Genomic DNA, 21,772 nt, shown 5'->3' on the forward strand with positions numbered 1-21,772 from the left:
ATATTGTTGCTAAATGTTCATTTCAATTAACACAAAAACCCCTTGATCGTTTAAAAATGAAAGGCAAACGATAAAGGGGATTTTTATATCAGTTAAAACAAATAAAGTGAACATTATGGATAAAATTTATATGTAATGTTCGTGTTTTCCTTTACGAAATATCATGGATAAGTTATAATATAATTTGGTAAAAGTGAAAAAGCATGCAAAAAGATACACTTTTCCCATGCTTAACCTTTATATTATAATTTCGTCTAAATTTATAATACTGAAGATTAAGGTCGATTTCAAGTGCGATGAAAAATTGTAACAAAGTGTTCGGTGTGTTCGCGTTTGTATCGGGTAGTTTATATAGGGTTTAGTGTTGCTGTGAGAAGGGAGTTACATAGAAACAGTTTTTGCAATTCATTTTCACTTATATAAATAAATCATTATTTGTTGGAGTGATTAGATGAAATTAGGTAGAGGAAATCAAATGGAGGAACTATTACAGAGGATTTGTTCAGAAATTCAAATTAGTACAAATCAACACGAGCAAGCAGAAACATCATACAAAGCAGTAGCCAAATGGCTTTCTGATGATGTAGAGCGATTTCAAGATGTTGAGATAGATATTTACTCACAAGGATCACTAAGAATAGGTACTACTGTTCAACCTATTCGGAAACAAGAGTTTGATTTAGATTTAGTTTGTGAACTCCATTTGGACTGGGAGCATTATGATAATCCGGTAGAGGTTCTTGACATGATAGAAGATAGACTTAATGAAAATGAAACCTACAAGCCTATGGTAGAGAGAAAAAACCGATGCATAAGGTTGAATTACAAGCGAAATTTCCATATGGACATCCTTCCTGCTTGTCCGGTGGTAGAAGATGATAAAGGTTGCGTAAAGGTTCCTGACAGAAAAAAAAGAGAATGGAAGGACAGTAATCCAAAAGGATATGCCAATTGGTTTGAACGGATTGCTGAAGACTATGAACCACTAATTCTTACAGAGCTATTTGAAAAAAGTGCAAAAATAGAACCATTACCTGATGTGGAGCAAGTTGAATTGAAACCACCTTTAAAACGTGCAATCCAATTAATTAAGCGTCATCGGGATATTTATTTTAAGGAATCACTTGAACAAGCACCAATAAGTATCGTGCTTACAACACTTGCAGCAAGTTTATATAATCGTGAGGGCTCTGTTAATGAAGCAATCACGGCTATTCTTGAAGGGATATCTAATCTATCGGCTAAGGGGAAGAAAATAGTCGTCAGAAACCCAATGAATGAACTTGAAATATTGAGTGAACGTTGGGATACTGAACCAAAGCTTTATAAAATTTTTGTTCAGTTTATAAAAGACTTTCAAAGAGATTGGGCGCATGTAAATGAATTAAAAGAACTCGGATTACCTGAAGTAGCAGCTAAATTAAAAGAAATGTTTGGCGATGAGCCAATTAATAAAAGCTTTGTGAAACAGGCTAGCTTTAATGAGGCACTACGTAATAAAGGAATATTAGGCATTACTACGGCTGGTGTTGTTTCCGCTGCTCCACTTACAGCTGTAGCCAAAGAAGAAATAACTCGAATGCCAAGGAATACATTCTATGGCTATAAATAATGAGCGTAATTGGAAACAAAAAAGGAATGTACCAAAAAGAGAGATTCTAAAAAAGAATCTCTCTTTAAGTGAACAAGCATACTCAGTAAAAGCAATTTTTCCACAGTTTTCGTTGATTTTTTCGAGTTCGGATAAGATTGTTATGACTGGTACTCTTCAACCTACGCACCTAAGTTGTAATTATAAAATAAAAATAGAATATGGGTTAGAGGGTGCTCCCAAAGTATGGGTTATCTCACCGGAACTTAAGAGATATAAGTTTAAACCGATTCCTCACATGTATGAACAAGATCGCTTATGTTTATTTTATCCAAAAGCGAAAGAATGGAAGCGTACTATGTGGATTTCCAAAACAATTATCCCTTGGACAAGCCTATGGCTAAAATATTATGAAATTTGGCAAGTTACAGGTGAATGGCTTGGTGGAGGTATAGAACATACAGAAATAGAGGAGGAAGAGGATGTACAAAATTTTGTCGATTGATGGCGGTGGTATAAAAGGGGTTTATCCAATTTCATTTTTAGCTTCCATTGAAGACACTTTAAGTGGAAAAATTGGTGAATACTTTGATTTAATTGTAGGAACATCAACTGGAGGAATTATTGCATTAGGTTTGGGATTGGGTTTTTCAGCAAACGATCTACTTAAGTTTTATGAAGAACTTGGTCCAGAAGTATTTGTAAAAAGAGAAAATGGTGTTAAAAGGAAAACAGCCTTATTTAAGGGCATTAGTAAGAAAACTGATGCATTGATAGATAACATATCGTACTTACGACAAGCGAAATATGATGCAGAAGTGTTAAAAAGGCAAGTTCAGTTAAAGTTTGGGGAAAGGCAATTAGGAGAAAGTAAAACTCGTTTAGTCATACCCTCCTTTAATATTGGGAATGGGGAACCACATGTTTATAAAACAAGTCATCACCCTCGTTTGCAAATGGATTATAGATCAAAAGTAGTCGATGTGGCTCTTGCAACTTCTGCTGCGCCTACTTATTTTCAGACTCATTTATCTGAAAATAATGTCCCATTGGTAGATGGAGGAGTATATGCGAATAATCCAACAGGTTTAGCGGTGGTTGAAGCAATATCCTTACTTAATTGGAAGCCAGAAGATTTTAAGGTTTTAAGTGTGGGGTGTACAAATGCCCCAATGGATTTTGATATAAGTAAACAGGATAAAGGAACAATCGATTGGGCGACAAAGTTAAAGTTAATAGAAATATTTATGTTAGCTCAATCCAAGCAGTCAATGGGGACTTCATATTTATTAGCAAATCATCGGGAAAATAATAATATATTCCGAATAGATGAAACAGTTACAAACGGAAAATATGGCTTAGATAGTATTGAATTCATAGAAGAGCTAAAAGGGATGGGGTATGCAAGGGCTCGAATAGAAGTACCTGAATTAAGAGATGTTTTCTTTGATAAAAAAGCCTCTGATTTCATTCCTTATCATAAATAGACTTAAATATAGGAAAATGAAAAGCAATATATATGATTAAAAGCCAATTCAGAATTTTCCTTCTGAATCATTTGGTTTGTTACATGAAGATATATTTTTCTAGTGGTGTTCTCATCACTATGTCCTAAACGATCCATAATCTCATCTATATCCACTTCGGCTTCAGCAAGAAGGGATGTATGTGTGTGACGGAGGTATGTGGCTTATAATTTTTCGGATCAATACCTAAGAGTTTTAATAACCTAGTCATTCTAGTTCTGACGAGCTTCGTTAGGATCGGATAGCCAGGATGAGGAAATAAATCCACCATCTTATAGTTGATGGATGCTGAACGAGCAATATAGAAAGTTTCAAAAAAAAAGTCTCCGTCTATTTATTAATAAACAGAGTGACAACTGAGTCACTATCGAGCTCTATAAAACGTCTAGGATATTTTTTCCTAAAAAAAGCACAAAAAACAATTCGAAAAGAAATTATTGAAAATCATAAACTAGAAGCTGTTATTAGGTTTTATGTAAGATGAGAGTGAAATACTAACATAGAAGCTTCTCATGAGTTGTGAAAACTTGTGAGAGGCTTCTTTTTGTTTTTGTTGAAGACCCTTTACTTTTAATAAAAGGGTCACGAGTGTTATGTATTATATCTTCCAGAAAAATTGAAGGATAGAGTTGGTTGTTATTTAGAAAAGTTATACCAAAATAATAATGAGGTACAGAAATGTTACTTAAATAATCAAGGCATCACTATATCATGAATCGTAAATGGGCGATTCTTCATTTTTATTTATTGCACTTGAGGGATATAATACAGAAATGCTAATAGAAAGATAATAAAGGGAGCTTCCAATAAGACTTTTAGGAGGCTTCTTTTTTCTTTTAATTACCTGAAATTTCTTATAAGCCATTTTCATTATATAATGTTGGTTTATTTTACCAAAAAATCGTTTTATGTGATTGTTTTGAAGTTCTTATCGCTGGTATTACGAATATTGATCTATGTTTAGTAAAGAATGTTCGTATTTTTTGTTGACGGATTGTGACTTCTGATGTTATTATGATTTAGTAAAAATTAAATATTATTCTCGTATAATATTGGGGATATGGCCCAAACGTTTCTACCAAGCTACCGTAAATAGCTTGACTACGAGGTTGTGTACATAAATATGGAGATGTAAACTTATTTTTCGTTTCATACTATTATCTACCTTCCTCAAGTCAAGCACCGGTGTAACCCGGTGCTTTTTAATTTTTACAAGACTATTATTCAACAAGATTAACAGAGGAGGAAAATTTCAATGAATAAAAGTACAAAGAAAATAGTGTTTATATTATTTATTGCTTTAATGGCTGTGGTAATGACAGCATGCGGAAAGGACTCAGCTAATAAAGATGGAGATAAGTCTGGAGAAGGATTAAAAATTGCTATTGTAACAAGCCCTTCAGGTGTTGATGATGGCAACTTTAATGAAGATAACTATAACGGTATTTTGAGTTTTATTGAAAAAAATCCAACAGCAACTGTAAAAGATGTTAAAGAGCCAACAGGTGATCCTGCAGCAGCGGTACAAGCAGTTGCTGATATTGTTGCAGATTATGATGTTATTGTTACTCCTGGGTTCCAATTTGCGGGGGTTTCTAGTATCGCTGTAGATAATCCTGATAAGATCTTTATTATAAATGACTCTGAGCCAGCTCCCGTAGATGGTCAAACTGAATTTGATAATATCTATGCGATGAATTTCGCTGAACAAGAAAGTGGATTCTTTGCAGGAATTGCTGCAGCGCTTGAAACTAAGACAAACAAAGTAGCGGTTGTAAATGGGATTGCTTATCCTTCAAACGTAAACTATCAATTTGGCTTTGAATCTGGTGTGAATTATGCTAATAAGATGTATGGGAAAAATGTTGAAATTGTTGAATTATCTGGTTATGCAGGGACTGATGTAACGGGGGCTGATGTTGGTGGTAACTATGCAGGATCCTTTGCAGATGAAGAAACTGGTAAAGTAATCGGTAATGCATTGATTAATCAAGGGGTAGATATCATCTTTGTTGCTGCAGGAGGTACTGGTAATGGTGTATTCACAGCAGTCAAGGAAGCTAAAGACGACGTAAAAGTAATTGGTGTGGATGTTGACCAATATGAAGACGGTGCAAATGGTTCGGAAAATATCGTTTTAACATCTGCTGTAAAATTCATGGCTATGAACATTGAGAAAGCATTGAATTCTGTTGTTGATGGTACCTTTAAAGGTGGAAATGTAGTTCTATATGCAGATACGGATTCAACTGGTTTTATAAAAGAAGAAGGCCATCATCAATTATCTGAGGATACGCTAAGTAAATTGAATGAGGCTTACGAGTTAGTAAAAGATGGCACGATCGTACCTGCATCTAATTTTAATGAACATTCTCCAGAAGACTTTCCAGGACTATAAGATTAATTAGAACACAATAACAGTAGAAGTTTATCATATCCCTAATAATTGAATAATTAGGGAATGATGAACTTCTATTATTTTTCCTATTACTGTGAGGAAGGAGAAAGAACAATGTCTGATTATATTGTTGAAATGAAACATATAACAAAGCGATTTCCTGGAATAGTAGCGAATGATGATGTATCCATTGGCATTAAAAAGGGAGAAATCTTTGCTTTACTTGGAGAAAATGGTGCAGGTAAATCAACTTTGATGAGTATTCTTGGTGGTATGTACGAGCCGGATGTGGGAGAAATTTATATTCGGGGAGATAAAGTGAAAATTAGCTCACCAAATCATGCCGCTAACTTGAACATCGGAATGGTCCATCAGCACTTTAAGTTAGTCGAAGATTATTCGATTACTGAGAATATTATATTAGGAGTCGAGCCCATCAGAAAATTTGCTGGTCTTTTTCCATATGTAGATATTCGAAATGCAAATCGCAAAATTGAAGAACTTTCTAAAAACTTTGGCTTAGAAGTAGATCCTACCAAAAAAATAGCTGAACTTACTGTATCTATGCAGCAAAGAGTCGAAATTTTAAAAGTGCTTTATCGTGAAGCTGAAATCCTTATTTTTGATGAACCAACTGCAGTCTTAACTCCACAAGAAATTGATTTCTTACTCGATATAATCGAAGGTTTAAGAAACAATGGAAAAACCATCATCTTGATTACCCATAAGTTAGAAGAAATAAAGAAAGTGGCGGATCGATGTGCAGTATTAAACAAAGGTAAGTTAGTTAGTGTGTTGGATGTAAAGACAACATCGGTCAACCTTATGGCTCAATTAATGGTAGGTAGAGAAGTTAGTTTTGAATCTGAAAAAGTACCTGCTCAATTTAAAGAGGAAGTTCTGAAAGTAGAACATCTAAGCGTGAAAAATGAGGATGGATTTGAAGTAGTTAAAGACGTTTCCTTTACGATACACAGTGGTGAAATATTTGCGATTGCGGGTGTTGCTGATAATGGTCAAGTTGAAATAGCGGATGCCATTGCTGGATTGACCAAAGTCAGTGGTGGAAAAATACTCCTTAATGACAAGGACATTACGCATGACAGTATAAGAAGCAGAACTGAAACTGGAATCTCATATATTCCCGAAGATCGCCAAAGCTTTGGGCTATTTTTGGATTTTGATTTAGCAACAAATCTAGCATCAAAGCAGTACTACAAGGAGCCCTTTTCTAAAAAAGGAATCCTGAATAAAGAGGAATTTGAGCAATTTGGCAGTCAGCTGATTGATAAATATGACATTCGAAGTGGACAAGGGAATAAGACGCAAGTTCGATCAATGAGTGGCGGTAACCAACAAAAAGCCATTATTGCTCGCGAAATCGAACTACAATCTCCGCTCATGATTTTCGTTCAACCAACACGAGGAGTAGATATTGGTGCGATTGAAAATATTCATAAGATGATAATCGAACAACGGGATCAAGGAAAAGCAATTCTTTTGATTTCATTGGAGTTAGACGAAATTATGAATGTAGCGGATACGATCGGCGTGATTTACAATGGCCAACTCCAAAAAATTGCAAGCAGTGAATCATTAACGACGAATGAAGTCGGCGAATATATGATGGGGGCAAAGCATGAGTAAGAATAAAAAGAAAACAAGCTTAAGTTATCGTCTGTTTTGGCCAATACGGAATGAGAAATGGCAACCAATCACAATTCCGGTAATTTCTATTCTAATCAGTTTTATTGCTGCGGCTATTGTCATACTGTTACTCGGCAAAAATCCAATACAAGCGTTTTACAACTTGTTCCAAGGAGCAGGAATCTTGCCTAAAGCTTCTTATGCGGGCTACAAGAGCATGCTTACTGATTTTTTGAGTTTGCTAAACGCCATGACGCCACTTATATTTGCTAGTTTGGCAGTAGCTGTTGCTCTAAGAGCGGGCCTATTTAATATTGGGGTTTCCGGACAAATGCTCGCCTCTGGCTTTTTAGCGACCATTATTGTGGGCTATAGCGGGCTGGATGCCATCATTGCAAAACCACTTGTGTTGCTAGTAGGAATTGTTGCAGGCGGCTTGATGGGCGGTCTAGTTGGGTGGCTAAAATATAAATTTAACATTCATGAAGTCGTATCTACGATTATGCTAAATTACATTGCCCAATATGTGATAAGCTTCTTTATTCATATGTATTACATTGATCCGATATCAAGACAATCAAAATATATTTCGGAAGCTGCAAGGTTGACTTTAGTAAATGTCGAGATGGCTAACTTGAAGATGGATATACCATTGGGCTTTATTTTGGCTATCGTAATCGCTATTTTTATAAAGTTTCTCCTAGATAAAACAGTAGTTGGTTTTGAGATAAAAGCTGTAGGATCTAATAGGAATGCATCAAAATATACCGGAATAAAGGTCGGAAGAAATACTGTATTAGCTATGATCATTTCAGGAGGTTTGGCTGGTCTTGCAGGTGTGACGTATTATTTAGGATATTTCTCTTCCATACAGCCAAAAGTGCTATCAAGTATCGGTTTTGATTCCATTGCGGTGGCACTATTAGGAAACTCTCATCCAATAGGAATTATTTTTTCATCATTCTTAGTATCAATTATTGATCAAGGGAGTACGTATATGAGTTCTCAGGCTGGAATCAGACAAGAAATTACTTCTGTTATTATTGGATTAATCCTATTGTTTTGTGCATGTGGTGAGTACTTGAAGTATAAAGTCAGCCGCCTGAAAGATAAAGAAGTGGATCGAAAGGACAGTGAATCATAAATGGATACAATTATTATTGATGGATTATCCTTTGCTCTACCCCTTTTTATCATGGCAATAGGCGGTATATATAGTGAAAAAAGTGGAATTACCAATTTAGCGCTTGAAGGATTTCAAGGTTTTGGGGCATTCATTGGAGCACTGTCGGCTGTGTTAATCGCAAATGCCTATGGAACGGATGTTCAAAATCTCTTCTACGTGGCTTTATTTTTTGCCATGATTGGTGGGATGGGTTTTTCCATTATCCATGCTGTGTTAAGTATTAAATTTAAGGCAAATCAAGTCATCAGCGGTGTTGTGATTAATATCCTTGCGTTAGCACTAACGACTTTCTTGACAACGCAAATCAATGCACTCGTTTTTGGAGCGGCTTCGGACAAGTTTCGATTAGGTGTTTCAGAGCGGTTTACAATTGAAGGTTTAGCCAATATACCAGTGATTGGTGCGGTCTTTACGGATGTATATCCGTTCGAAGTGATCATCGTTGTAATTGCTATTTTTGCTTGGTATCTATTATATAAGACTAAATTTGGTTTGCGTCTAAGAGCGAGTGGAGAAAATCCACATTCGGTTGATGCAGCAGGTGTAGATGTATCAAAGATAAGGTTTTCTGCTGTTCTCATATCTGGTCTTTTATCAGGTCTAGCTGGCATGTGTTTTGCCTATTCCATTTCAGCTCAATTTTCGTCAAACATTTATATGGGGTACGGATTTTTGGCCATTGCTGCATTAATCTTTGGCAACTGGAGAATCCTCCCTACTTTAGCTGCCTGCCTTATTTTTGGTTTTGCCAAATCAGGGGGAACATTCCTTGCACAAGCAATGGCATTGCCAAGCAGTTTCACTGATTTATTTATGATTTTGCCGTACGTGTTAACGCTATTGTTATTAATCTTTTTCTCTAAATCGAACCGGGCTCCGAGAGCATTAGGTGAAATTTATGATAAAGGAAAAAGATAAATCGCTTAAAAGGCGGTTTCCTACGTATTGAATGTTACAGATCAGATTTCGCAATACCTTGATATTCTGTACACTTAACACCAGTGGTTAAAGAATATTCAAACTCTCATCTTACTGGCAGCAGGATGTTATCTAGGGTTAAGCCCCTGTAATATTAGACAGAAGACCATCATTAGTATCATTAAGATGCCGAAAGGTTTTTTAAGAGGCCTTTCATTAAGTTTGTGTACTTAATGAAAGGTCTCTTCTTTATGTTTTTATGAATCTAGAAGAATAAAAGCTACATACTTTTATTGCAAATTGAAGTTGGTTATTTTTAGCTAAAGGGACAGAATTTCGGGGAAAGGATTTATGCTCTTATTTAAGAATGTTGGGTTGCAGTGTGTGAATAGCTAGCTTTTATATTAGAGGATAGTCCAATAAATATTTTATTTTTGAACTGATTGATTTAAAATTGGAGATAGAAGGTAACAACAAGAGATAGATACGAATAATTAAAGCCTTCCACTTATCATAACCTGAAGTCGAAATGGGGAATCTTATATGGGTATTGATTTTCATCATGAGAAAAACCGTAATACGTATTCAACTCGAAAAGTAGATGAAACGTGGGTTCAGGCTATAAATGATCTGGTTGAGTTTGACAATATCTCTCAGGCACTGGATATAGGGTGTGGTGGAGGAATTTATTCTAAGGCACTATCTGAAATGGGAGTGTCTTCTGTTACGGGTATCGATTTTTCTGAAGAGATACTTAAGGGAGCAAGAGAAAACTGTAAAGACTATCAAAACATATCATTTACACAAGGTAATGCTCTTCAAACAGGTTTAGAAAGCAACAACTACAATCTACTACTTGAAAGAGCTTTAATACATCATATACAAGATTTGCAAAAATGTTTTGAAGAGGCATATAGACTATTGAAGGATGAGGGAGTATATATCGTTCAAGACCGTACCCCTGAAGATTGTTTATTAAAAGGTACTGATAGTCATATAAGGGGATATTTCTTTGAACTATTTCCACGCTTAATTGAAAAAGAGTCAAAGCGCAGATATAACAGTCAATATGTATTACAAACACTTAAGGAAGTTGGATTTAGAGAAATTCAAGAAGTTAAGCTATGGGAAACAAGAAAAGTGTATATGAATAAAAAGCAACTATTAGAAGACCTTAGTAAGAGAACAGGAAGAAGTATTTTACATGAATTGAACGATAATGAATTACAATCATTAATTAATTATATAGATGAAGCTGTCTCGACTAAAGGAAATATCGTGGAAAGAGATAGATGGACAATTTGGAAGGCAGTTAAATAATTATACAGCTTTATCAAAAAGGCCACCCGAGAATTTAACGTCTCGTGAGTGGCTTTCTGTTGTATTGATATGGCAATGAATTTTAAATAAGGTAATTGTAACTAACCAAACAACTTCTACGTCTAATCTGTTAAAAGGAGTGGGGTGGTTTTAATGAAGTATTTATTGAGTTTAATACTTGCTTTATTACTAATGGGTTGTGATGGACCACCAAACCCCAAGTCAATGGATGAATCTATAACAGTGGAAGAGACTTCTTGGGCGTATGAATTTGTGAGGGTTGAGAATAAATCATATATTATTACAAAAGAAAAAGCAGATACTACATTAGTCGGAGAGTTTATTGGAGAGGTTAGGAGAAATATAGTGGATCGAGATACAGATGCTAAATTTAAGGTGGAGAATCTTGATACGAATTCTTTAAAAACTGGAACTAAGTTATATAGATCTCTTGAGCATGCAAATAAAATAATATACGAGATTCATGAAGGTGAATACTTTTTCGCAACTGAATATAGGTAAATAGAATTTCCTAATACACCCTTTTCCTATTTGGAAGGGTTATTTTTGTTGTATTTTTTGATTTACATTCTTATATTAATTGATTAAGTGTTTTATAGATTGAATAATGATAACCTTCTAACTATAATTAAGGTAGTTATCAAAATAAGAGATTCATATATGATTTGGAGGAGGTAAAGTATGAAGAAGTTGGTTTTTGTAAGCGCTTTATTATTCTCTGTTTTAACTCTTTTTCTATCAACTAATTTTGCATCTGCTGCACCAACATCATTTGCTCGATGGGCAAGTGCAACACAAACAATTTTGGTTTCGAGTTATTCAAGTAATTATTCTGCCTGGTCTACTGGGGCCACAAAGTGGAAGAATTCAACAAATTTTAAAGTATCAACGATTGTAGGATCACATAGTTCTAATTATTACGCTTATGATGTATACGATTCTAATGTCGATTGGGATGGAATAGCGAAAACAACTCACGGTAATGGTGTTATTACAAAATCTGTACTCAACTTTAATACTTATCACACTAGTAAGAGTAACTATACAGCTTCGATTAAAGCTGGACTAGCCGGACATGAAATAGGTCATTCATTAGGTTTAAATCATGTCTCTGTTGTAGAAATACCAACAAACTCCATTATGTATCCGTATACGTTTAAAAGTAACGGAAGTCCTGCACGTGCGCTTTCACCAACTTCTGCTGATATAACAGTTGTAAATAATTTATATAAAAAAAGTATAGGGTCGATATTATCTACTAGTAAAGAAGACGGAATCTACTTAACTCCTTCCTGGTCTGTGTATTATGAGGACGAAATTGCATTAGAAAAAGATGCCGATCTAGTTGTTAGAGCTAAAGTAATTGATTACTTGGGAAGCCATATGGATAAAAATAAAGTACAACCTTATACAACAAAACATATTCTAGAAATACAAGATGTAATAAAAGGGGATATAAAGGAAGAAAAAATAGTGATTTCACAAATGGGTGGTAGTGATGGAGTAACAAATGTATTTGGAGAACATACTACATTGCTAACAGTAAATGATGAAATTATTGTTTTCTTAAAAGAGTCAGAAGATGGATCTTATAGACCCATTAATGAGGACGACGGGATATATTTATACAAAGATTATGAAGGAGAATTTGTGAATATTAGAAATAACGAAGGTTTTTCATCTTTTGAGTATAAGGCAAGGTAGCTTTTTTATGTTTTTAAGTCTGTGCAAAACAATTTGAATTATCAAGTAGGAGGCTGGGACAGAGGAATATGGATGCAAATAAAAACCGAACTATAACTTGATTTTAAGACAAGATAGTTCGGTCATCTTTTCAATTACAAAAATTTTATAGTTACCAGCGAAGTGTATTTCCGAAGCGTTATAGCTACACTTACATTGTTCGGATTTACATCCAGGTCAAACCGTTTTGTCTCAACCTCTTTACTTTTAAAAGCAATATAGTTTGTTTTTCACTTTAATATTACGTTTCCATTTAATTTATAGTTTTCCAAGTCCTCAATAGATTCACGATAAAGGTTAGGTATGTCTGGAAGATTATGTAATGAGAAAAATTTTGCATCATATGTTTCATCGGTTTCTTTAAGAATTTTACCGGACCATTCTTCTACTAGAAACACAACAGCAAACATCTTATTCTCATCTCCATATCCATTGGTATATTCATATTTAGGCCCTGTATACATTGCTATAGACTTTGCTGAAATTACGTCTAGTCCTGTTTCTTCTTTCACTTCACGTTTTAAACAATCAAATATCGATTCATGTAGTTCAAGACCACCTGCAGGCATAACCCAAGCATCGTTATCTCTTCTTCTAACAAAGAGTATTTCTCCCTTTTCATTTTGAATAATTGCTCTTGCGGCAGGAGCAATTATCATTTGAGAACCAACTTTTTTTCTTAGCCTACCTAAATACGAATCTTCCCAAGCTATAGACATCTTACCTACCTCCACAATAAAAAGATAAATTAATAGGTATTAGTAATTAAGCATTATTGATAAAACACTATCCAATATCACTTCACGATAGGAAGTTTCTTTTTTGACAGGAAATCATCAATAAAAACTTGATGTTCCGTAAAAATGTTACTTGGTAAATTATCTAGTGAAAAGAAGCTGTTTTGAAGTGATTCTTCATTACTCTCAACTAATTCACCTGTGTAACTTTTGCAGATAAAGGAGATTTGAACTAATGATACCTGGTCCCCATTAGGAAAGACTTTGTCATATTGTGGTCCTGAGTAAATTCCAAATAACTCTAATTCATTTAAAACAAGTCCGGTCTCTTCATAAACTTCGCTTCTAGCAGTATCCTGTACGTTTTCTCCTAATTCCATAAATCCACCTGGGAATCCCCACTGTCCATTGTCAGAGCGCTTTTGCATAAGCACCCGATTTTCTTTATCAAAGACAAATGCACCAGCAACGACCATTATTACTTTTTCGTTACCAACCATAGATCTTAAATGTTTTATATAGTCCATCTATTTCTCCTTTATCTTACTTAACTGAAGTAAGTCTTTTTCAGAAATGTTTTTTGTGAATATATCTAATTCTTTAGAAGGGAACCAGTCTATTTCTTCTCCTGAACTACCATATTTAATAGTGTGAGTGACGGAATTTGCAGGCATGTAGATATTGTGATGAACATAAGGTTTTACTGTTACAATTTCATTTTCGTGAAGAATATGTACTTTCAAATCTCCATTTTTGTCTATTTCTGCATAACCAATCCATCCAAATTGAACAAGATAGAGCTCGCTAACATATTTGTGGTAATGACTATTCTGCCATGCTCCTTGTTCTGAACCTACAGTTCGACAATATGAACTGCCATCGGAAGCAACTAATCTATATCGTTTTTCTCCATTCATCATTTGTTCAAAATTCACATCTATACCAGAGGAATGAGCCTCTTCCAAACTAATCTTTTGTGGACCAAAGGACATGGTATTATTTCCTCCAACAATTTCTATTATTTTATACACTTCGACATAATACATTTTTAGTCCTGCTACCAACTGTTATTATGATATTGAATTAATTAATAGAATTATGATGGGCATCCAATCTAAAACATAACTCATTAATAAAGGAGATTTATTATTTGGTATAATTGAATTTAACTATATTGTAAGAAGGAGATTTTCTTTTGAGGAAAACCAAAATTGATCCCTGGTCCGAAGAGTGGGAAAAATCTTACTGCCATGAAGAGGGTAAATTAAAAGAAGTTCTTAAGGATGAATTAGTTGATATTTTCCACATTGGAAGCACCTCAATACCAACAGTAGGTTACGCTAAGCCTATAATTGATATCTTAATCGTAGTAAGGAATATTGTGAACGTTGATTTATACAAAAGTAAAATGTTGATATTAGGTTATGAGTCAAAAGGCGAGAACGGTATTGCTGGAAGAAGATATTTTACAAAAGGTAAGGATAATAGAACACACCACGTACATATCTTTCAAATGGGAAGCGAGTTTATAAAAACTCATTTGAATTTTAAAGAATATCTGTTACAAAATCCTATAGAAGCTAAAAAGTATGGAGAATTAAAAATAAACTTAGCAAAACAGTATCCGGAAGTACATCATAAGTATCAAGAGGAAAAACAGCAATTTGTTAATAAACTAGTTGGAAAAGCAAATGAATGGGCCCGCCAACGAAATTCTCCTAAATTAGGTAACTAATGCTTCGATGAATAATATATGGAGGGTTAATGTGACAATTCAAGAATTATTTGCTGATTCACCTGAGGGAAGCAAAGTCCATAAAAAAGTAATATCACCATTAGGGGGAATATATGTCTAAAGCAGATTTGAAAAAGTATATAAAGAGAGTTATTTTTTTAGCAATTGGAGTTTATATTATTTACAGTATCTATATTCATTTAGAGTACAGACACTATATTAAACAGAGTATTGATAGGAATTATGACAGTTTGGATTTTATTTCAGTTAAAGGTAATAATCTAGCAAATAGGCTTGAAGAATTTATTCAATTGCCTGTAGAAAAAGAAGAATTTAGTGATGTAAAAAGTGAGTTCGACAAAAATTGGAGAATTGTAAACGGAGAAAGTAAAAACATTCATTCTTATTTATTTACTATAAGAACAAAATATATGGGTGACGCTGCATCTGATTGGGATTTACTACAATTTAGCTTACTTCGTGTAGATGAATTTATAAATGGTATGACTAATAAGTTTCTTGAAAATCATTCGTATTCTATAAGTGATGAAGAAAAAGAGAAAATGGAAGCTGTAATTGAAGTTTTTAGAATCATAAGTGAAGAAAAAGATAATGAATTTGTTAACATAGAAGATATCTTAAAGTCTATTAAGGAACCAATGCTAATTATTAACGAAAATTATTCAGATGTACTTGAACGACTAGGTAGATAAACGTAATACCAAGGGGGAAAATATGAATTTACCAAATAAGATAACGATAGCTAGGATATTATTTATTCCTGTATTCTTAATTTTTCTGTTAGCTCCAATTCCTTTAGGAGAGGTTCAAATAAAAGGAATAGATATTCCTAACGCACATTTTATTGCTGCAATTCTTTTTATTATTGCATCAACAACAGATGGATTAGATGGATACTATGCCAGAAAATATAATCTAATCACGGACTTAGGAAAGTTTTTGGATCCTTTAGCGGATAAGTTATTAGTAGCTGCTGCGTTGATAGCGTTAGTCCAATTGGAAATAGTACCATCTTGGATTGCTATTATTATATTATGTAGGGAGTTTGCTGTGACAGGACTTAGGCTTATTGCAGTAAAGGAAGGAATAGTCATTGCTGCTAGTAATTTTGCTAAATGGAAAACACGTATTCAAATAATTTCTATTTCAGCCCTCCTCTTGCACAATGTACCTTTTTCGTATATTGGCGTTCCATTTGATATTTTATCATTATGGCTAGCCATGTTTATTACGCTATTATCAGGTTGGGATTATTTCGTTAAAAATAAGCATATTATTCTTAGTAGTATGTAGAATACTAATTTATCAACGGTACATAAACTTAGGAATAACAAAAAAGAATGGCGTGCAAGCTGAAAACAGCTTTGACATGCCATTCTTTTTCCTATTTAAAATGAAAACCTCTTTAAAACGGAAGTGTTTATTATTCATGTTTGTCACTTACTTTCCTATGTTCCAGTCATTGCAATTTGGATATCTTCACCTAATCCGCGTGTAGTTTTCTGAAGGCGAGCGGATTCAATCCTGTATGACGTTTAAAGCAACTTGAGAAATAAGGGGTGTACTGAAATCCTACGTGTGCGCCTATGTCGGCTACCGACCATTCTGTCTTTATGAGGAGGAGTTTTGCTTGTTCTATTCGGTATTGCAGTAAGTATTCCATAGGAGTGCACTTGTAGATATCTTTCATGCAACGAACGATGTAATTAGGATGATAATTCAACGCTCGGGATAGCGTCTCATTGTTTAGGTTTTCTTGAAAGTGACTACGTAGATATGCCTCTGTTTGCTCCGCTAGGTTCAGGACAGATTTTGTGGATGGTGTAGTTGCTCCTTCCCCTACCACACATCGTATCAGTTCCATGAAATGTTGCTGTGTTTTCCAATAACTGATCGACCCACTTTGATTGGAATACTCAAGTAGTTGAAGCAGGAGTCGCTCTATTCTAGGGAAATTCGATAGTATTGTATATTGTGGCAATTTCAATTTGTAAGGATTGCTCCAAGCATGCCGAATTGGAAGTGAATAATCTTCTTCGTTAGATTCACGATAGGTACCGGAATAGTCGAAATGGATCCAGTAAAAGGCGGTCTCCATTTGACATGGTCCCGTACTGTAATGGTATCGGTCAGGCAGTAGGAGTAATGACTGTCCGGGTCCAACTTCCCAATGTTTGTCGTCTTCTCCAATATACAAGCAGCCATCTGTTACAATAAGCAAATCAAATATGCCAATATTTCTGCGATTCGGATGTTGATTACCAGCCTCATATGTTGTCTGACCAATGGTTACATAATAAGGAAGTGGTGGTAACTCAAAGATAATATTACTCATCAGAATCAGTCCTCCTACTTGTGTGAAATATTGTAAAAAAGAGTTTAGTTTATTCATATAAATCACTATGTATAAATGATAATCTGTATTTTAAGAAAGTTCAAATTGTATATATTATTGTAGTCCAACTATATGAGCGGGAAATTTAACACTATTGGGGGATTTGCTATGAGAGAACTGAGAGGTAAGAACGTTACTCTTTATGATGGTGAGCTAAGACGTAGGGAAGCAGCAAACAGAGCGTACTTGATGAAACTGACGAATGATAATCTGCTATTTAATTTTAAATTAGAGGCTGGGAGATTTTCAGGAAGGAGTATACCTCCAGGAGCCCATGGGGGATGGGAAACGCCTGTATGTCAGATGCGTGGTCATTTTTTGGGTCACTGGCTATCTGCGGCTGCCATTCATTATGATCAGACAGGTGATCCGGAACTAAAAGTGAAAGCGGATTTGATTGTGGATGAGTTGGCAGAATGTCAAAAAGATAATGGGGGGAAATGGGTAGGTTCTATCCCGGAGAAATATCTCCATTGGATAGCTAGTGGAAAGGATATTTGGGCACCTCAGTATAATCTACATAAAACTTTTATGGGCTTAGTGGATATGTACCTCTTTGCTGGAAATAAAAAAGCGCTAGAAGTTGCTGATAGTTTTGCAGATTGGTTTGTACAATGGAGCAGTACATTTTCAAAAGAAAAATTTGATGATATTCTGGATGCAGAAACAGGAGGGATGCTCGAAATTTGGGCGGAACTACTAGAAATCACAGGGGATGCTAAATATCGTACTTTATTAGAAAGATATTATCGTAGTCGCCTCTTTGAACCACTACTAGAAGGAAAAGATCCTCTTACTAATATGCATGCTAACACTACTATTCCGGAAGTACTTGGCTGTGCAAGAGCCTATGAAATTACTGGGGAAGAAAGGTGGCTTGATATTGTCAAAGCATATTGGAAGTGTGCTGTTACAGAAAGAGGCTATCTTGCAACTGGAGGTCAGACCGCTGGCGAAGTTTGGATGCCAAAAATGAAGATGAAAGCAAGATTGGGAGACAAGAATCAGGAACACTGTACAGTATATAACATGATCCGCTTGGCAGATTTTCTGTTCAGATATACAAATGATCCTAATTATGCACAATATATAGAGTACAACTTATATAACGGCATCATGGCACAGGCTTATTATAGAGAATATGGATTAACTGGTAATAAGCATAACTACCCGTACACAGGATTGCTGACATATTTCCTTCCAATGAAAGCAGGTTTGCGTAAAGATTGGAGCACGGAGACGGAAAGCTTTTTCTGTTGCCATGGTACGATGGTTCAAGCAAATGCAGCCTTGAACCGTAATATTTATTACCAGGACAATAACGATATATATGTGTGCCAATATTTTAGTTCTGAGTTGAACACGTCCATTAATGAAGAAGATATTCGACTAATCATGAATCAAGACAATATGTCGGGGAGTAGTTTGACATCATCCGATATTGTAGGCTCCCAGGCTCTGAATGATATTACTGCTTCATATGAAAATATCCCAACATACCGAAAGTATGATTTTACAATAAAGACTCCTAAAAGCATGAAGTTCGCCATTCATTATCGGATTCCGGAATGGATTACTTCGGAAGCGAAGATTTATGTAAACAATGAACTACAAGGAAAAACAAATGAGTGTAATGTTTTTTATAAGATGGAAAGGCAATGGTCTGATGGTGATAAGGTTAGCATCATCTTACCGGTTGGAATCCAATTTATACCTCTACCAGATGATGAGAATATGGGTGCATTCCGTTATGGACCGGAAGTGTTGGCAGGTATTTGTCAGGAAGAAAGAATCTTGTTTGCTGATATCAATGAGATCACTTCAGAGCTGACATTGGAAAACGAACGTGAGTGGGGAAGTTGGAGATATTTCTTTAAGACAGAAAACCAAGACCCAGCCATTCAATTTAGAAGAATACGAGATATTGGATATGAGCCATATCAAATATACTTTAAAGTGAAATCGAAAGTGTATGTGGAAAACTAGAAAGAATAGATGTTAAGGTCGGTATATATTTTTTGACTTGATGTTTCCTAGAGAAAAGTTATGTCTCTAGGAAACATCTTTTTGCATTGAATAAAGATTTGCATTAAAAAAAATAGCCTAGTGACCTCTGTCTATATTACTACTTTTATATCTATACGCAGTAGTCTACTTCTCTATAAATATTCACATATTTCCCAAATAACCATGTCGAAATTTGTTGAAATTGCACTAATTTTGTCATACTATAAATAGAATTAATGTAGAAAACTTAATTTAATAGGCTATAAGATAATGGCAAACTTATTGAAAGGTAAGGACGCAAAGCCACGAACCTAAGGCGAATTTGCTATGGTAGTCGGGTTGCCGAAATAGCGGAGATAGAAGACTCCCTTTTTTCGGTGCGGTCTTTTTTTTTACTTCGAGATTGTTATCTTTTTCACACTTTATGTTTCTGTATCATATATGGCCAAGTTAAAGAAGAATTAGGATAAAACGCCTAATTCTATGTTTTTTGTTAGGCTCTGTTAAAGTGCATTGTTGTTAACAACTTAGCTGAGGCCGTGCCCGCGGAAAGCGAGTGTACAGGAGCAAAAATCAACAACAGAGTTTAACAGAGCATTTTGTTAAGGAGTAGAAAATTAGGAAAATGGACTTTGTTTTTATTCAATATGAAATAAAAAAGGAATTGTAAAGTTATACATACATAAGTAAGAGAAAAGCTTGCGAATATGGCCATGTTAAAGTTTCTACAGAAAAAAACATTAAAAATATGGGAATAATGAGGGTAGAAAAATGATGAGTAGAATTACAAATTTTAAAAGTATTAGAATGAAGATCTTATCTGGATTTTCCATTGTTATTTTGTTAGTTGTCATTTTAGGAGTGTACAACTTTTTTGTTACGAAAGAATCTAATAAAAATATTGAGAGTATGCTTAACAACGAAGTTCAATTATTAATAGCAAATGACAAATTAGTATCAACGATTGCGAATAGAATTGGAACTGCACGAGGCTACGTATTATTTGGTGGTGACTTTAAGGATCGATTTAATGAGTATACAGAGCAAGGGATACAAGCAGAAAAGATAATTAGAGAGATAGAGGTTACCGAGGAATTCGATACACTAATGAATCGTACGGTAGAATGGCGTAAAAGCATAGCTAGTGAAGTATTCAATGAATATGATAAGGGAAATAAAGACCTAGCTCTTAAAAATCTGGAAAAGCTTACGCCGGAAGCTCGTGAATTAATGATTGGATATGAAAAATTAGCTTCTGAGAGTGAACAAAAGTTAACTGAATTAGGAAATGACACTATCTTAAATGGTAATAGATCATTAAATGTAACATCTGTCATTACAGCTCTAATTATTGGTTTAAGTATTATTGTAGGAATTGTCACATCGCACTTTATTTCGAAGCCAATAAAAATGGTAGTAGAACGGATGAAACAAATAGCAAACGGAGATTTGAGACATGAACCGTTAAAAACAAAATCAATTGATGAGATAGGTCAACTAGTTCATTCTGTTAATTCAACAAATGAAAGTCTACTTACTATTGTAAAAGATATGATAAATGTTTCCGGTAGTGTAAAGAACAGAGGCGAGCAACTAACACAATACTCTGATGAATTATTAGCAGGTAGCCAGCAAATTGCAACAACAATGGAAGAGTTATCAGCAGGAGCGGAAGAACAAGCACATTCTTCGGCAACTCTAAATGAAAATATGGGGAACTTCTCTCAACAAATTATGGACGTTGCTTTAAAAGGTGAGTCAGTTAAGGAACAATCTGATACGATGCTTCAATTAACAGAAAATGGTAGTCATTACATGGAGGAATCTGTTCAAAAAATGGCTACGATAAATGGAAAAATGAAACAATCTCTATTAATGGTCAAAGGATTAGACAATAAGACGGATAACATTTCAAACCTAGTAAATGTCATCAAGGATATCGCGGCACAAACCAACTTACTTGCACTAAATGCTGCAATTGAGGCGGCACGAGCAGGAGAACAAGGAAGAGGATTTGCAGTGGTGGCTACTGAGGTTCAAAAACTTGCTGAACAAGTAAGTGAATCAGTTACAGATATTACATCGATTGTAACGGATATTCAGGACGAGTCAAAGCAAGTAGTTGAATCACTAGATGAGGGCTACAAACTGGTGGATGAAGGTACGAACCAGATTAAAACAACAGGAGATACATTTACAAATCTAAAAGAAGCAATTGAAACTGTCGGAGTACAAATTCGTTCCATGTCATCTTCACTTTATGATGTTTTAGACAACACAAAAACGATTAACTCTGCAATCGAAAATATCGCATCTGTTTCGGAAGAAAGTGCTGCCGGTGTGGAACAAGTTTCTGCGACCACCCAACAGGCAAGTACGTCAATGGAAGAGGTTTCCGAGAGTGCAAAATCACTAGAAGAAAATGCGAATACGCTCGACGCATTAATTCAACGATTCAAAGTGAACTAAAATAACCGATATTCTTAAAAATTTATAAACTACCTCCTATTGACAAGGGGGTAGTTTT

Annotated in this window: 20 protein-coding genes and 2 riboswitches; of the genes, 15 read left to right on the plus strand and 5 right to left on the minus strand. The window is 34.9% G+C overall.

Translation table 11 applies throughout. The annotated features are described in order from the left end of the window. The first annotated feature begins 451 nt into the window (after window positions 1–451). From ACFPM4_RS04590 to ACFPM4_RS04600, 3 genes are read left to right on the plus strand one after another with little or no spacing between them, the layout of a single operon-like run. Window positions 452–1,612, plus strand: coding sequence for a nucleotidyltransferase domain-containing protein (locus ACFPM4_RS04590; protein WP_382348242.1), 1,161 nt, complete (start codon window positions 452–454; stop codon window positions 1,610–1,612). After that, a complete protein-coding gene (locus tag ACFPM4_RS04595; protein ID WP_382348245.1) occupies window positions 1,599–2,096 on the plus strand; it encodes a type II CBASS E2 protein in 498 nt (165 codons plus the stop codon). Before ACFPM4_RS04590 ends, ACFPM4_RS04595 begins: the two co-directional genes overlap by 14 nt. Next, entirely contained in the window at window positions 2,074–3,078 is a 1,005-nt protein-coding gene (locus ACFPM4_RS04600; protein ID WP_382348248.1) for a CBASS cGAMP-activated phospholipase, read from the plus strand. Before ACFPM4_RS04595 ends, ACFPM4_RS04600 begins: the two co-directional genes overlap by 23 nt. Before the next feature lie 2 nt (window positions 3,079–3,080). Here ACFPM4_RS04600 and ACFPM4_RS04605 read toward each other — a convergent pair whose 3' ends face one another. Continuing rightward, window positions 3,081–3,215 carry a hypothetical protein gene (locus tag ACFPM4_RS04605; RefSeq protein WP_382348251.1) on the minus strand — a complete coding sequence of 45 codons (135 nt, stop codon included), beginning with the start codon at window positions 3,213–3,215 and terminating at the stop codon, window positions 3,081–3,083. Between the two features lie 924 nt (window positions 3,216–4,139). Further along, window positions 4,140–4,241: riboswitch (purine riboswitch) on the plus strand. Window positions 4,242–4,372: 131 nt separating this feature from the next. On the opposite strand from ACFPM4_RS04605, the gene ACFPM4_RS04610 reads away from it, so the two are divergent. From ACFPM4_RS04610 to ACFPM4_RS04640, 7 genes are all read left to right on the plus strand, one after another. Continuing rightward, entirely contained in the window at window positions 4,373–5,515 is a 1,143-nt protein-coding gene (locus ACFPM4_RS04610) for a BMP family lipoprotein (RefSeq protein ID WP_382348254.1), read from the plus strand. A 114-nt stretch (window positions 5,516–5,629) separates the two neighbouring features. Next, window positions 5,630–7,162, plus strand: coding sequence for an ABC transporter ATP-binding protein (locus ACFPM4_RS04615; RefSeq protein ID WP_382348257.1), 1,533 nt, complete (start codon window positions 5,630–5,632; stop codon window positions 7,160–7,162). After that, window positions 7,155–8,306, plus strand: coding sequence for an ABC transporter permease (locus ACFPM4_RS04620; protein ID WP_382348260.1), 1,152 nt, complete (start codon window positions 7,155–7,157; stop codon window positions 8,304–8,306). Before ACFPM4_RS04615 ends, ACFPM4_RS04620 begins: the two co-directional genes overlap by 8 nt. Further along, window positions 8,307–9,266 (plus strand): ABC transporter permease, encoded by a 960-nt coding sequence (locus tag ACFPM4_RS04625; RefSeq protein ID WP_382348263.1) that lies wholly within the window; start codon window positions 8,307–8,309, stop codon window positions 9,264–9,266. 543 nt (window positions 9,267–9,809) lie between these two features. After that, a complete protein-coding gene (locus ACFPM4_RS04630; RefSeq protein WP_382348266.1) occupies window positions 9,810–10,586 on the plus strand; it encodes a class I SAM-dependent methyltransferase in 777 nt (258 codons plus the stop codon). 153 nt (window positions 10,587–10,739) lie between these two features. Next, a complete protein-coding gene (locus tag ACFPM4_RS04635; protein WP_382348269.1) occupies window positions 10,740–11,108 on the plus strand; it encodes a hypothetical protein in 369 nt (122 codons plus the stop codon). A gap of 180 nt (window positions 11,109–11,288) precedes the next feature. Beyond that, window positions 11,289–12,311: a matrixin family metalloprotease gene (locus ACFPM4_RS04640; RefSeq protein WP_382348272.1), complete on the plus strand. Its 1,023-nt coding sequence runs from the start codon at window positions 11,289–11,291 to the stop codon at window positions 12,309–12,311. Window positions 12,312–12,580: 269 nt separating this feature from the next. On the opposite strand, the gene ACFPM4_RS04645 is transcribed toward ACFPM4_RS04640, so the two are convergent. From ACFPM4_RS04645 to ACFPM4_RS04655, 3 genes are all read right to left on the minus strand, one after another. Beyond that, a complete protein-coding gene (locus tag ACFPM4_RS04645; protein WP_382348275.1) occupies window positions 12,581–13,069 on the minus strand; it encodes an NUDIX domain-containing protein in 489 nt (162 codons plus the stop codon). A 77-nt stretch (window positions 13,070–13,146) separates the two neighbouring features. Then, window positions 13,147–13,614 (minus strand): NUDIX hydrolase, encoded by a 468-nt coding sequence (locus ACFPM4_RS04650; RefSeq protein ID WP_382348278.1) that lies wholly within the window; start codon window positions 13,612–13,614, stop codon window positions 13,147–13,149. Next, entirely contained in the window at window positions 13,615–14,133 is a 519-nt protein-coding gene (locus tag ACFPM4_RS04655) for a hypothetical protein (RefSeq protein WP_382348281.1), read from the minus strand. It abuts the gene before it with no gap. A 149-nt stretch (window positions 14,134–14,282) separates the two neighbouring features. Here ACFPM4_RS04655 and ACFPM4_RS04660 point away from each other — a divergent pair, with 149 nt between their 5' ends. The 3 genes from ACFPM4_RS04660 to pgsA all read left to right on the plus strand — a co-directional run bounded on the left by ACFPM4_RS04660 (window position 14,283) and on the right by pgsA (window position 16,136). Next, complete coding sequence (locus ACFPM4_RS04660; RefSeq protein WP_382348284.1) at window positions 14,283–14,822, plus strand: GrpB family protein; 540 nt, start codon at window positions 14,283–14,285, stop codon at window positions 14,820–14,822. 251 nt (window positions 14,823–15,073) lie between these two features. Next, window positions 15,074–15,535: a hypothetical protein gene (locus tag ACFPM4_RS04665; RefSeq protein ID WP_382348287.1), complete on the plus strand. Its 462-nt coding sequence runs from the start codon at window positions 15,074–15,076 to the stop codon at window positions 15,533–15,535. Window positions 15,536–15,557: 22 nt separating this feature from the next. Beyond that, complete coding sequence (gene pgsA, locus ACFPM4_RS04670) at window positions 15,558–16,136, plus strand: CDP-diacylglycerol--glycerol-3-phosphate 3-phosphatidyltransferase (RefSeq protein WP_382348290.1); 579 nt, start codon at window positions 15,558–15,560, stop codon at window positions 16,134–16,136. A 190-nt stretch (window positions 16,137–16,326) separates the two neighbouring features. On the opposite strand, the gene ACFPM4_RS04675 is transcribed toward pgsA, so the two are convergent. Continuing rightward, window positions 16,327–17,178, minus strand: a complete 852-nt coding sequence (locus tag ACFPM4_RS04675; protein WP_144922600.1) for a helix-turn-helix transcriptional regulator — start codon at window positions 17,176–17,178, stop codon at window positions 16,327–16,329. 168 nt (window positions 17,179–17,346) lie between these two features. Between ACFPM4_RS04675 and ACFPM4_RS04680 the strand changes: the two genes are divergently transcribed. Further along, window positions 17,347–19,224 carry a beta-L-arabinofuranosidase domain-containing protein gene (locus ACFPM4_RS04680; protein ID WP_382348294.1) on the plus strand — a complete coding sequence of 626 codons (1,878 nt, stop codon included), beginning with the start codon at window positions 17,347–17,349 and terminating at the stop codon, window positions 19,222–19,224. Between the two features lie 283 nt (window positions 19,225–19,507). Continuing rightward, window positions 19,508–19,592: riboswitch (cyclic di-GMP riboswitch) on the plus strand. 424 nt (window positions 19,593–20,016) lie between these two features. Continuing rightward, window positions 20,017–21,714, plus strand: coding sequence for a methyl-accepting chemotaxis protein (locus tag ACFPM4_RS04685; protein WP_382348297.1), 1,698 nt, complete (start codon window positions 20,017–20,019; stop codon window positions 21,712–21,714). Window positions 21,715–21,772 lie beyond the last annotated feature (58 nt).

The organism is Lederbergia graminis (assembly GCF_042655485.1).
In the GTDB taxonomy this organism is placed as follows: Bacteria; Bacillota; Bacilli; order Bacillales; family Bacillaceae_C; genus Lederbergia; species Lederbergia graminis.